We start from the raw sequence: 13,515 nt of genomic DNA, 5'->3' as shown, positions 1-13,515 counted from the left end.
GTTTGATCTAATTTGTGTATAAAGGGCTGATTATTCAGCCCTTTATTATTTTAAAAATGAAATTCGACGATATCATCAATAATTTTGATTCAGAAAATAGTAAAAATTCTTACCGTGATTTGAATTTTTTTCTAGAAAAATTACTTGAACACTACTTTGAAAAAAACAATAAAGAATATTATAAATTAGATAATCCTATTTTTCCTTTCGATTATATTGTTGAAACCAATCTAAATAATGATTTAGCAACTCCTACTGTAGTTGAATTAAAAATAATCCCTTCAAGTATTGCAGTAAAAAAAGTATTAGAAAAATTTCTGCTTTTTAAGGAAAAATTTCACCCTGAACCACGAAGTATTATCATAATATCCACCTTAAATGAAAGTGAAATAGAAAAATTTAATCGCAACAAAGATTATGATTTCCCATATAAACTTTATGGTAAAAACTTTATAAATGAGTTAATTAATGATGATATAGAATATTCTAAAAATCTATTAATCAATCTATATAATATTAAATTTGAAGAAATACTTTCAAATAATAATCAGAATTGGAAAGATGAAAGATCTAAGCAAATTGAACAATTAAAGCTCAAATACAAAGAAGGAAACTTTTCATTACTTTTAGGAGCAGGTGTCTCATGCGATGCAAAACTCCCCTCATGGGAACAATTAATTTCCTCACTTTTAATAAAATATTTTTCAGAGACCCAAAATGCAGATAATAAATTTTCTCAAAAATCGATAAATGAAATTTCAGAGAATTTTAAAGATAATTACTTTAACTCTGCGTTGCTTTCAGCAAGATATCTTAAAAAATCACTTACTAAAAATAATGAACCCTCTGATAAATTTAAAAATATTATTCATGAAATTTTATATAAAACTAATACTATAAATCGAAATTCAAAACTTATAGAAGTTATAGGAAGACTATGTATCCCTACTAGATTAAGAGCTCATGTCGATTCAATCGTTACTTATAATTTTGATGATTTAATAGAACAAAAGCTAAAAAAATTAAATTTACATCATCATGTTATTCCAAATGCATTAGAAACATATAGTATTAAGGAATTGCCAATCTATCATGTACATGGATTTATTCCTGAAAATCCAAATAATTATGATGATTATGTAGGAAATGAAATTGTATTTTCTGAGGATGGCTACCACAAGATGTATTCCGACTCATATCATTGGTCAAATTTGGTTCAGCTAACACATTTAAGAGAAAAAAGTTGTTTAATGATAGGTTTGTCTATGGATGATCCAAATTTAAGACGACTCCTAGATATAGTTTCAAATCCTTCAGTAGAAAGTAAACACTATGCAATTCTTAAAAGAGTAAAACAAGACTCTTTAATTAGTGAAAGATCAACAGAAGAAGAAATAAATTTAGCGAAAAATTTCTTACAGAGTCACCATCATTTACAAGAAGCAATTTTTAAGGATCTTGGAGTTAATATTATTTGGTATGAAGAATATTCCGACATTCCTGACATTCTAGAAATGTTATTACATTAAATTTATTACCCTCACCCCAGCCCTCTCCCATAGGGAGAGGGAGCCTCATTTGATTTAATACCTATATGAATTTTATATTGGAGTTCCCTCTCCTTTTAGGAGATGAGCATCCTCAGAATATATTCTGAGTGCGCAAGGGAGAGGTGCTTTTATCTGATTTATAATCCCTCATCCCCCGCCTTCTCCCAATGGGAGAAGGAACTTCCGTTATTGATTTACTTTCAGCTTAAGGCACACACTCCACAATTCCTCTAACACCACATCCGTCCGCCCCAACACATCATGATTCCAATACCGAACCACAGTTAAACCCAAAGTCTCTAAAAACTTTGTGCGTTCAGCATCATATTCAATTGCATCATCCGTTCCATGCTGACCACCATCCAACTCAATCACCAAACCAATTTCATGACAGTAAAAATCCACAATATAGGGTTTGATCACATGCTGACGACGAAATTTAAGATTCATAAAACGCTTGGCACGAAGCAGTTGCCACATCAGGTGTTCTGCATCGGTTACGGTGTGGCGCATGGATTTGGAGAATTCTAATAATTGGGGATCTATTTTCATTTTTATTTTCCCTCTTAAATTTATTGTCATTATACGATACGCAAAGAAGTTCCCTCTCCTCTCAGGAGATGAGCAGCACTGCTGCGCAAGGGGAGAGGTGAAGCTAAAGAAATAAATCTAATAAATTACCCTCACCCCCTTGCGGAACGTTGTTCCTCATCCCAAAGGGAGAGGGAGAAAAGCATTAAAGCACTCCATGTTCCAACAACATTTCCACCCCACTTACCTTCTTCATATACTTCAAGCGTTCCTTCTCGCCTTTTAGCTGCTTTTTCAGCGCTGAAGTATCTGCATCCACCTGCTTATATAAATCGGTAATTTTCACCTTGCCTATATGGCCTTTTTTATTCCAGCTCAACGATTGAAGAATCTCTTCTATTTGATCATCTAATTTTTGACTTTGTAGATCTAAAGCCAGTTGATAAAACTTTAGCTGCTCGGCACTTAAACCCTTTTGTGAAACTCCCCGATTCTGCTCAATCTGGATTTGTAATTTCAGTAAATAAAATAGGTCCTGCACTGCATAAGCCTCATTCGCGCGTTGCAGTAACTCAGTCTTTTCTACTTTCTTAGCTTCATCCGGCTCACGGTCTGGATGAATGGTTGCAGCAATTTTTAAATACACTGCTTTTAAAGACTGCTCTGCCAACTTCGCAGCCTGTTCCAGTTTTTCCTGCTGGCGTTTAAGCTTGGCTTGCTCTCGTGCCTGACTGTACTTTTCGCTATCCCATTCTTCAAAATTTTCAGATGCTGCCTGATCCGAAGTATCGTCATTAGCAAAGAACAGCTCAACATCCTTTATGCTTTGCTTTTTGTTTTTTCTGGCTTGGCTATGTTCAATATGCTGTTGATAGTAATTATAAATTTCCTTAACAATCTCGGCCTGTTGTTTTGATAAAGATTGGGAGTCGGTTAAATAAGCCGCAAGATACTGGATTTTAACATCTAGCTGCGTCGCCTCGGCCTTGGAAAATTCTGCCTCATGCAAATGCTTCCATAACTGTTCCAGTTGCTGAAACAGCACTGTATGTAACTCATGATAGACCGGCATCAAGGTTTGACGGGTATATTGCTGAATCTGTTCCTGTGCCTGCTGCCACTGCTTCAGTTCAAGCTGCTGCTGTTCAATTTTATCAATCAGACGGTTCAGCTTTCTCTGCTGCGGAGTAAGATCGGCATCGGGCTGAATAGTGGTTTTCAAATCAAAAGACATGGCAAACAGGCAAAGCAAATAAATGCTATTTTATCCCTAAAACTTTTAAGTAACTGCTGATTTACTGCAAATAAAAAAGCAGACCGCAGTCTGCTTAAGGGAGTTATCAATTAATTTTCAACAATAACCCGTCCATTTAAGGGCTGAATCGGACGATTATTCGGATGTCCCATAAGTTTTGAGAACGCTGCAATCTGTTGTGCCGAAGCCTGCTGAATATCTTTTAGAATTAGCCAGCGTACCCCTTCCGAACACGGCGGTGTGGTCAGTGATCCGCTAAAGCGATAATAATCAAGGTTTTTAGGCAGCATCTCATTTACCGGTTGCGGTTTGCTTAATACCACTTTTTCACCTTGTTTTTTCGGCAAACGGTTCCACATACGTTTGAGCATCTGGCTTTCTGCACCCTGCTCGAACATCATGCCGACCACAGCAAGCTCACCTTTAGTATTGGCATGCACAAAGTGAATTTCGAGTGGATAGCTTTTGCCCTTGATCAGGTTTTCACTCGGGCTATGCAAATGAAACTGTTTCAGCACAAAGGTATCGCCGTCCAGCTGTAATTTGCCACCTTGAGCAAAATCTACCTGCACGGTATGACCTTTATTCTCGATCGCATGAATCATGGTGTTATAGCTGAACTTTAAAGGTTCCAGTTCTGCCTTTACGCTACCTTCGATATTAATAGGTGACTGATTTACGCTATTACATGCAGCATATTTATCGCTCAGTGAACCCCACTGATGGGTATGCTTATAATCCCAGTCTGCATCCGCATATGCCGTATTCATTAGTCCAAAAGCAACTGCACATAACGTGGCCTTTTTCATCTATTCACCCACCCTTGTTATCAATCATCTTGTTAAAATGCATGAATATTCATACATTAATTTTTCATACGATATAATTAAGCAACTGATTTATTAATAAAATAATATATATATTAATAATTATGATATTAAAAATTCAGACGGGTATTATTAAAACAGAGCGGAAATTTGAAACAAGCACAAAAGATTCCATTCTCAAACTTGAATGTCGTTGGAGTTTTATAGTTTTGTTATTAATTGAAAAATATAATATTCTTAACTTGGTAATTCATGTTCATCATCGGCTAATCGATAACTGATGATACCGAGATCTTACCTGTATAAACATAATCACTAAACTTCACATCCAAGTTCATTGCTACACTCAGTTCACTTAAGGAAATATGAGCTAAGCCTATGGATTTTTTCACGATTTTTATCCATGACACTGACTGGACCTTTATTGGCGAAATTCTGCTGCGCTGCCTGGTCATGTATACCATGATCATTGTATTCTTGCGCCTGACCGGTAAACGTGGGGTACGTCAACTTTCTATTTTCGAAGTCGCAATTATCTTGGCTTTGGGTTCGATCGCAGGCGATCCTATGTTCGATGAAACACTGCCTTTGCTGCAGGCGTTTATCGTCATGGCTACCATTATTATTTTATACCGTCTTACCACCTACCTGACCATGCAATATCAATCCTTCGAAGATCTGCTCGAAGGCAAACCGCTTTATATTGTGGAAAATGGTGAAATGGTGCTTGAGCATATTTCCAAAGGCAAAATGTCGCATGATGAATTCTTTGCCGAAATGCGTCAGCAAGGTGCTGAACATTTGGGACAAATTCGTACTGGACTGCTGGAAAGCGATGGTAAATTCAGCATACTCTTTTACAGTCCCGAAGAAGTCCGTTATGGCTTGCCCTTATTTCCCAAAGCCCAAAAGGACCTCATTACGGAAGTTGAACCAGATACTTATTATGCCTGTCTGCATTGCGGCAACGTGGAGTTGCTGTCTAGTCCAGATGCAATCTGCCAGCGCTGTGAATATTGCAAATGGATCAAAGCCATCAACACCCAGCGTCAGACTTAATGTTTGAGATAATCCAGCACTTGAGCCAGATTCTGGATCTTGTGTTCTATCTGCTGTAAAGGCGTATGGAATCCTTCCATCCATAAAGTCTGCATACCGGCATTCTGTGCACCCTGAATATCATTGACAGGATGGTCTCCAATATAAAGACAATGCTCTGGAGCCACAGCAAGTTTTTGCGCAGTATATTGAAAAATTTCAGGATTTGGCTTACTGATGCCAACCAGACCTGAACTCATGATTTCATCAAAATAATGAGCAAAACCCAGCCCGTTAATAATATTCATGCGGGTGTCATGTCCACCATTAGAAATAATCGCCAGCTTATAATCTGCGGCTTTAAGTGATTGCAATAAGTTTCCTGCTTGCGGCATGGCGACGGCGAACTGGCCAAAATTCTGGAACCAGAAATCACTCAATTCTTCTAATGCTGGCTGAGATTGCCAGGACAATTCTTGCAGAAGCGCAAAAGCAACTGAGCCACCAATTGTGGAATGGGTCAGCAGTTCTTTTTTCGGATAGCCACCATTATCAATACGGCGTACGATCTCGGTAATTTTTGCAATATCGGCTAGATTAAGCATCTGACTATATTGCTCTGCCAGATATCGGCTATAAGCCTGCACACTCAAATCACGATGTGTCAGTGTATTATCCAGGTCAAATAAAACAGCTCGTATAGTCATAATAGTTACATCAAACTTTTGTGTTTACTTTAACAGCTCAAACCCTGCTGCTAATGGGTTTAAACTCATAAGCTATACAAAATTCCATATAAAAAGGCGATGTAAAAACATCGCCTTTTTTCAGATTACAAAATCTAAATTAGAATTTGTATTCGAAACCTGTACCTAACAGGAACTGATTATCTTCATCAGAACCTTGTTCAATCGTCAGGTAGCCGGCTGTACCGTACACTTTTACTTGTTTAGAAAAAGCATAGTCGACACCAGCAAGAATTTGCTTAGCTTCAAAGTCAGAAGTAGCATCATCAAACGTTACATCGCTATAGCTGTACTGCCCCTTCACTGTCCAATTTTTAGCATTTGGAAGGTTATATTCCGCACCAATTAACCATGCTTGCGCATCGTCAATATTTGCTGCTACCAAAGCGTTTGCTGGAGTTGGACTTGCATCAGCATTTTCAATATCAGAAGTTTGATATAATGCGCGTAGTGATAGCCCATTATCCAAATTAATACGACCAATTGCACGAATTGTATTTGCTTCTGCTAAAACATTACGACTTGCTGTAACATCTTGACCTGGTCGTGCATCCGTATTATCAGCATTTAAGAAACCACGACTTAAGAAACGAGATGGGATCGCTTTATCATAGCCCAGGCCAGCAACGAACATTTTGTCGCTATAAACAACTGAAGAAGACCAAGAATCACCTAGGCCACGACCAGCAACAGTTGAACCACCTTTAGTTGACTCAATAGTGTCATTACCTTCACCTGTAGCAAGCTGTAATTTACCTTCAAGTTTACCTTCACCTAACTGGAAAGCTGGGGTTTCATAAACAAGTACATTATCAATACGGTTTTCACCAGCCATGATACCTGCGACATCGGCATTGTTAGCTACATAGTTATTAAATGTATCTACTACAGATGAAAGTTGCTTTACTGGCGTATCAATTTTACCTAATTTTACTGTACCCAGCTTTTCATCTTTAAGACCAATTAAAAGATTACGTGGTACGAATGTGTCAGAGCTTCCACCATTGTCTACATAAAAAGTAAACTCGGCTTGGTAAAGTGCACTTAGGCGGTCAGTTAACTTCTCATCACCCTTTAAACCAAGGAATGAGTTATTTGAATTTAGGTCGGTAATATGACGATCTTCTACGCCATTTTTATTATCTGCCTGTACATGGTCAACAGAAAGGTCAATTTCACCATAGAAAGTTGGTGCTGCAAAAGTTGTCCCCGCCAATAGGCTCAATGCAATCGCTGTCGCTAACTTGGTTTTCATTTCAATAATCCTTTGGTTTATTTTGTAACAAATCATACACAACGTCTTTATATTACAAAATTATTAAAAATGTATTTATATATTCTTTTTAGTACTTTAGGCTAATATCCAATCAAACATTTGATTTAGATAATTTTTCAATCAATTTTACGGTATTTTATCCAACCGTTTATCGGGATTAAGCACAATATTGCAGTAAAAACGATGCCATACAGATAATCCTGATAACCCAATCTATCCCCTAATATTCCACTTATGCTATAAAGCCCGCCACTTACCGTCGCCATGATCGCTACTTGAAACGTAAAGTCCGTTCCCGCCAGATGTTTACGGCTGTATTGCATAACTAAAGTCAGCATCACGACTAATAACATGGCAGAAATCATATCTTCAGCCGCATTAATCAAGTAAATCACCATGGGTGCAACTGACTGTTTGGCTTCGTATTGCATTGCCAGCCAGGCATACGCTATTAAGGTGATAATTTTGATAATTGAGAAAGCCATCAAAGTTCGGGCACGGGAAAATATTTTCAGGCACCAGCCCGCAAGTCCTGCTCCAATCAGTGCTGCAAATGCACCGAGCATAGTCACGTAAATCCCGATCTGGCTAAAACTCAGTCCCATATCTACCATTAACGGTTTTAATAGAGGTCCAGACAGGCCATCCGCAATTTTAAAAGTCACCAGAATCGCCAGCCACCAGCGTAAAGTAGGCTGTTGGAGAAAATATTGAAAATAGGTTTTTAACTGGAATTTATTTTGCTGAGCTTTGGCAATCTCGTTCAGGTTTTCATGTTGCGGCTCTTTAAATAAAAGTATTGGTAAAGTATTCAGAAAGACCAGAGCTGCTAAAATCAGGAACGTCGTTTGCCATTGCAGGACATCCAAAAGCCATAGGATGGCACCGCCACCGACAATAAAACCCAAACGTGAACCCATCACCTGAAAGGTATTACCCCAGTGTTGCTGGTTATTTTTCAGAATATTGACCGCGAGTCCATCCGTAGCAATATCCTGTGTCGCCCCAATGCCATTCATAAATAGCAGTGCCACAAAAAAAGCCAGCAGATAAACTGGCTGATTTAATGCCTCAATTGGTATAAAGGACAGGATGATGAGTACGATGACAGACAATAACTGTGCGGGAATAATCCAGCTACGATAATGGCCTTTTGTAGAACCATAACGATCGACTAAAGGTGCCCAAAAGACTTTGATTGACCAAGGCAGCATCAGCAGGCCGAATCCCCCAATATGCGTCAAAGATACACCTTGAGCACGCAAAATTACTGGAAGTGCATGCGTCATAAATCCCACCGGTAAACCTTGCGCCCAGTATAAGGAAAATAGCAAAACATAGAAGTTGCGCATGGCCGGCATTAAAAGTCCTTGGCTGATCAAACATTCCAGAAAACATCATCTGGCATGGATATTTTGCCAGTGAAAAAATTACCATGAAGGAATAATATAATAAAAAACAAAGAATATTGTCGTAATTCAAGAGTCTTATAAGATGGCAAATACTTCCTTTCCTGACCTGCCTGCTTTAGTCCCTGGGCGTGGCAGTAAATTTAGCCGGACATTTTATAAAAAGCTTTTTCTTGCTCAAGGCTGGAAAATGGAAGGTGAATTTCCAAATCTACCAAAAGCTGTTGCCATCATTTCTCCGCATACCTCTAATATTGATGCCTGGCTGGGCTTCAATGCTTTGCTCGGTCTCGGCATTCAGATCACGATTTTTGGCAAGGACAGTTTATTCCGTACACCACTTAAACCGATTCTGGAATGGATTGGTGTGGTTCCGGTGGTACGTGATACCCCTCAAGGACATACCCGACAGATTGTTGATGTCATTAACAAGACTGATCGGATCTGGGTAGGTATGGCACCTGAAGGTTCGCGTAAGGCACCGGAAAAAATCCGTAGCGGTTTTTATCATATTGCCAAAGCTGCCAACCTGCCGATTGTGATGTTTTCTTTTGACTATGACATTAAAACCATTCATATCCTGGGCGTATACCATTTAACCGGTGATTATGAATATGATCTGGAGCAGATCTATGCCCATTATGAAGGCAAGATCTCGGCAAAAAATCCGGACTGGATTGCCAAGCCTTTACAAAAACTGGTGAAAAAACGCTAGGCAAAATGTCTTTTTTTTGCTCTGATAACCGTAATTTGCTTATTTAATCCTCTATTTTTAGAATGAAATTAATTCGTTATGCAATGATTGGTTGTTTGGGCCTAAGCCTTGCAGCCTGTGACAGAAGCCCATCGAAACCTGTTGTTACCCCGACGCTTAAAGCCCGTGAACCTGTCATTGCCCTTGCCTTGGGTGGTGGCGGAGCGAAAGGCTTTGCCCATATCGGCGTGATTAAAGTCCTTGAATCACATGGAATTAAACCTAAAATTGTGACTGGAACCAGTGCCGGCAGTTTTGTCGGCAGTCTGTATGCCAGCGGTAAAACTCCATATCAGCTGCAACAAATTGCGCTTAATTTTAAAGAAGCGGATATTCGTGATCTGACCTTAAACCGTCAGGGTATTATCGCCGGTCAAAAGCTACAGGATTATGTAAATAAGAACGTGGCCAATAAACCCATTGAACAGTTCCCGATCCGTTTTGCTGCGGTAGCTACCCGCCTGGATAATGGCCGTAAGGCTGACTTTATCAAAGGCAATGCCGGTCAGGCGGTACGTGCCTCTTGCAGTATTCCAAATGTCTTTGTGCCAGCGGTGATTGGGGGTAACAAATATGTCGATGGTGGATTAGTCAGTCCAATTCCAGTGAAAACAGCCAAAGATATGGGAGCGGATATTGTCATTGCAGTTGATATCTCAGCGCGTCCGGATGCCAACAAAGCCATGAACATGTTTGGCCTACTGGATCAGACCATTAATATCATGGGTCAGCAAAGTATTAATGAAGAACTGGCTCAGGCTAACGTGGTCATTCAGCCGAAGGTCGGACATATTGGTACACTGGATCTGAAATCGAGTAATGAAACGATTCTGGAAGGTGAAAAGGCGGCCCAGTTAAAAATCCGGGCCATTGAAAAGGCCATCAGCGATTTCAGCAAGTCCCCAGCTGCATTACAACCGCCACGCAAGGCCAGGTTCTAAATCGGGATTGCAGGTATTCATCCGCTGCTGCATCTGCTACATTGAAGTGAAGATAAAAATCATGATGAATATTTAATTTTGAATTACATAGGTTAATTTATGCAATTTGTTCTTGAACCGTGGCACTGGTTTGTACTTGGCATTATCCTGATTCTGTCAGAGTTAATTCTGCCAGCATTTGCTGCACTCTGGTTTGGTATTGGGGCCATTATGGTGGGTATTCTGTACTGGATGTTCCCGATGATGGGACTGACCACGCAGCTGCTGACCTGGATCGTTCTCTCTGTGCTGTGTACTCTGGCCTGGTTCAAGTTTATTAAACCGCTGTCTACAGACAAGACCAAAGCCGGACTGTCACGTGAAGCAACTATTGGTCAGGTGGGGATGGTGATTCAAACCAATCTGGATCACGGTCAAGTCAAAGTCCGCTTTCCACTCCCTGTCCTCGGTTCAGATGAATGGGAATGTCGTACGCTCAGTCCGGTACAAGTTGGCGACCGGGTTCGTGTGGTCGATATTCTCGGCAATGACCTGGTGGTACAGCCACATAGCAATAATTAAGAAAAGGAAAAGGTGAAAAAGACATGAGTATAAGTTCTATTATTGTATTGGCCCTGCTGGTCTTTGTGGCCGTCACCATCTTCAAAGGTGTACGAATTGTTCCTCAAGGCTATAAATGGATTGTACAGCGTCTGGGTAAATACCATTCTACCCTGAATCCTGGCTTGAACTTCGTGATTCCTTATATCGATGAAGTTGCTTATAAAGTGACGACCAAAGATATCGTGCTGGATATTCCTTCCCAGGAAGTGATTACCCGTGATAATGCAGTCTTGCTGATGAATGCCGTAGCTTATATTAACCTGACTACACCTGAAAAAGCCGTGTACGGGATTGAAAACTATTCTTGGGCGATTCAGAACCTGGTTCAGACTTCATTGCGTTCGATTGTCGGTGAAATGGATCTGGATGATGCCTTGTCATCTCGTGATCATATTAAGGCACGTTTGAAAGCCAGTATTTCGGATGATATTTCAGATTGGGGGATTACCCTGAAAACCGTAGAAATCCAGGACATCAAACCATCGCATACCATGCAGGCAGCGATGGAAGAACAGGCAGCGGCTGAACGTCAACGTCGTGCCACAGTAACTAAAGCCGATGGTGAAAAACAGGCAGCCATTCTGGAAGCAGATGGTCGTCTTGAAGCCTCACGTCGTGATGCGCAAGCACAAGTGGTATTGGCTGAATCTTCACAGCGTGCTATTGATATGGTGACTCAGGCGATTGGTGATAAAGAAATTCCTGTGGCTTACTTACTTGGCGAGCAATATGTAAAAGCCATGCAGGATATAGCGAAATCTCCAAATGCCAAGACTGTGGTCTTGCCAGCAGATATTATGAATACCATTCGTGGCGTTATGGGTCGCAACAATTAACTGTTAAGAAATATGAATCAAATAGGCAGTCGAATGACTGCCTATTTTCATTTAAATCAAGAAAATCTCAGCAAAGATTGTGAAATTATGGTTAAATTTCGCGTTTATTTTTGAAATCTTCTGGATTTAATGTTGCATGACTTTCGGATTAAAGACCATAACATTTGCCATAATCCTTATTTCGATCTACTGTCCAACTTAAAAATGGATACCGTATGAGCTCCCTAAATCCAACCTTAATCACCTTTCTATTTTATATTGTTGCCATGATCATAATTGGCCTGATGGCTTATCGCGCGACAACAAACTTTTCCGACTACATCTTAGGGGGCCGACGTTTAGGTAGTTTTGTCACTGCACTTTCTGCTGGTGCTTCCGATATGAGCGGCTGGCTGCTGATGGGTCTGCCTGGGGCAATTTATCTTTCAGGTCTGTCTGAAATGTGGATTGCGATTGGCCTGATTATCGGTGCCTGGCTGAACTGGCTCTTGGTGGCTGGACGTTTACGTGTACATACTGAAGTACAGCACAATGCACTGACCTTGCCAGATTATTTCTCGAACCGCTTTAACGACCAGAAAAAAGTTCTGCGTGTGGTTTCTGCATTCGTGATCCTGATTTTCTTCGCAATTTATTGTGCTTCAGGCATGGTCGCAGGTGCACGTCTGTTTGAAAGCATGTTTGAACTGCCATACAGTACTGCCCTCTGGATTAGTGCGATTGCGACGATCAGTTATGTATTCATTGGTGGCTTCCTGGCTGTCAGCTGGACTGATACGATTCAGGCGGGTCTGATGATCTTTGCTTTGTTGCTGACACCAATTGTGGCTATTTTATCTTTCTCCGATATGTCACAAATCACTTTGGCACTTGAAGCGGCTCGTCCACAAGCCATGAATGTCATGGGTGATCTGAGCTTTGTTGCGATTATTTCCTTACTGGCTTGGGGTCTGGGTTACTTTGGTCAACCGCATATTCTGGTGCGTTTCATGGCAGCAGATTCGGTGAAATCGATTCCGAATGCACGTCGTATTGGCATGACATGGATGATACTGTGTCTGGGTGGTGCGGTTGCAGCCGGTTTTTTTGGCATTGCTTACTTCCAGGCACATTCAGAACTGGCAAGTGTGGTCAATGCCAATCCTGAAACCGTATTTATGGAGCTGACTAAAATTCTGTTCAATCCATGGATTGCCGGTGTGGTTCTGGCTGCAATTCTGGCTGCGGTAATGAGTACACTCAGCTGTCAGTTACTGGTGTGCTCAAGTACTTTGACTGAAGACTTCTATAAATCTTTTCTGCGTAAAAATGCCTCTCAGAAAGAACTGGTTTGGGTCGGCCGTTTGATGGTGCTATTGATTGCCCTGCTTGCGATCTGGATGGCGGGTAATCCGGAATCTAAAGTGCTTGGTCTGGTTGCTTATGCTTGGGCTGGTTTTGGTGCTGCATTTGGTCCATTGATTATCCTGTCACTGTTCTGGAAACGCATGACCCTGAATGGTGCCTTGGCCGGTATGATTGTGGGTGCAACTGTTGTGATCCTATGGAAAAATCTGTTTGCTGCGACTGGACTGTATGAAATCATTCCAGGTTTTATCTGTTCAATGATCACTATTATTGTGGTGAGCTTGATCGGCAAAGCGCCGACAGAAGAAATTACTGACCGTTTTGAACAGGCAGAACGTCTGTACAATGAAAGCCAATAAAATGAGCTGAAATAAAAAAAGAGGACTGAATGTCCTCTTTTTT

13 protein-coding genes are annotated in these 13,515 nt (G+C 40.5%); 7 read left to right on the top strand and 6 right to left on the bottom strand.

Annotation, left to right across the window (positions count from 1 at the left end; all coding sequences use genetic code 11):
* The first annotated feature begins 14 nt into the window (after positions 1-14).
* Complete coding sequence (locus BK820_RS01945; protein WP_071319943.1) at positions 15-1,529, top strand: SIR2 family protein; 1,515 nt, start codon at positions 15-17, stop codon at positions 1,527-1,529.
* A gap of 207 nt (positions 1,530-1,736) precedes the next feature.
* On the opposite strand, the gene BK820_RS01940 is transcribed toward BK820_RS01945, so the two are convergent.
* From BK820_RS01940 to BK820_RS01930, 3 genes are all read right to left on the bottom strand, one after another.
* The gene (locus BK820_RS01940) at positions 1,737-2,102 is read right to left on the bottom strand and encodes an endonuclease domain-containing protein (protein WP_071319942.1); all 366 of its coding nucleotides are present in this window, start codon (positions 2,100-2,102) and stop codon (positions 1,737-1,739) included.
* Positions 2,103-2,286: 184 nt separating this feature from the next.
* Positions 2,287-3,315 carry a coiled-coil domain-containing protein gene (locus BK820_RS01935; RefSeq protein WP_071319941.1) on the bottom strand — a complete coding sequence of 343 codons (1,029 nt, stop codon included), beginning with the start codon at positions 3,313-3,315 and terminating at the stop codon, positions 2,287-2,289.
* Between the two features lie 110 nt (positions 3,316-3,425).
* A complete protein-coding gene (locus BK820_RS01930; protein WP_071319940.1) occupies positions 3,426-4,145 on the bottom strand; it encodes a carbonic anhydrase in 720 nt (239 codons plus the stop codon).
* A gap of 396 nt (positions 4,146-4,541) precedes the next feature.
* On the opposite strand from BK820_RS01930, the gene BK820_RS01925 reads away from it, so the two are divergent.
* The gene (locus BK820_RS01925; RefSeq protein WP_071319939.1) at positions 4,542-5,222 is read left to right on the top strand and encodes a DUF421 domain-containing protein; all 681 of its coding nucleotides are present in this window, start codon (positions 4,542-4,544) and stop codon (positions 5,220-5,222) included.
* Here BK820_RS01925 and BK820_RS01920 read toward each other — a convergent pair.
* The 3 genes from BK820_RS01920 to BK820_RS01910 all read right to left on the bottom strand — a co-directional run bounded on the left by BK820_RS01920 (position 5,219) and on the right by BK820_RS01910 (position 8,584).
* Positions 5,219-5,908, bottom strand: coding sequence for an HAD family hydrolase (locus tag BK820_RS01920; RefSeq protein ID WP_071319938.1), 690 nt, complete (start codon positions 5,906-5,908; stop codon positions 5,219-5,221). The two genes, BK820_RS01925 and BK820_RS01920, sit on opposite strands and share 4 nt — an antisense overlap.
* 139 nt (positions 5,909-6,047) lie before the next feature.
* Positions 6,048-7,202, bottom strand: coding sequence for a porin (locus BK820_RS01915; RefSeq protein WP_071319937.1), 1,155 nt, complete (start codon positions 7,200-7,202; stop codon positions 6,048-6,050).
* A 137-nt stretch (positions 7,203-7,339) separates the two neighbouring features.
* Positions 7,340-8,584, bottom strand: a complete 1,245-nt coding sequence (locus tag BK820_RS01910; RefSeq protein WP_071319936.1) for an MFS transporter — start codon at positions 8,582-8,584, stop codon at positions 7,340-7,342.
* A gap of 133 nt (positions 8,585-8,717) precedes the next feature.
* Here BK820_RS01910 and BK820_RS01905 point away from each other — a divergent pair, with 133 nt between their 5' ends.
* The 5 genes from BK820_RS01905 to putP all read left to right on the top strand — a co-directional run bounded on the left by BK820_RS01905 (position 8,718) and on the right by putP (position 13,472).
* Positions 8,718-9,347, top strand: coding sequence for a 1-acyl-sn-glycerol-3-phosphate acyltransferase (locus BK820_RS01905; protein ID WP_071319935.1), 630 nt, complete (start codon positions 8,718-8,720; stop codon positions 9,345-9,347).
* Between the two features lie 62 nt (positions 9,348-9,409).
* Entirely contained in the window at positions 9,410-10,327 is a 918-nt protein-coding gene (locus BK820_RS01900) for a patatin-like phospholipase family protein (RefSeq protein ID WP_034592511.1), read from the top strand.
* 99 nt (positions 10,328-10,426) lie between these two features.
* Positions 10,427-10,888 carry an NfeD family protein gene (locus BK820_RS01895; protein ID WP_004810952.1) on the top strand — a complete coding sequence of 154 codons (462 nt, stop codon included), beginning with the start codon at positions 10,427-10,429 and terminating at the stop codon, positions 10,886-10,888.
* Between the two features lie 23 nt (positions 10,889-10,911).
* Positions 10,912-11,766: an SPFH domain-containing protein gene (locus BK820_RS01890; RefSeq protein ID WP_071319934.1), complete on the top strand. Its 855-nt coding sequence runs from the start codon at positions 10,912-10,914 to the stop codon at positions 11,764-11,766.
* 215 nt (positions 11,767-11,981) lie between these two features.
* Entirely contained in the window at positions 11,982-13,472 is a 1,491-nt protein-coding gene (gene putP / locus BK820_RS01885; protein WP_071319933.1) for a sodium/proline symporter PutP, read from the top strand.
* Positions 13,473-13,515: the final 43 nt, after the last annotated feature.

It is taken from the genome of Acinetobacter sp. LCT-H3 (genome assembly GCF_001866125.1).
Lineage (GTDB): Bacteria > Pseudomonadota > Gammaproteobacteria > Pseudomonadales > Moraxellaceae > Acinetobacter > Acinetobacter schindleri.
The sequence above is the reverse complement of the archived record's forward strand: the minus strand, read 5'-3'. Positions and strand labels throughout refer to the sequence as shown.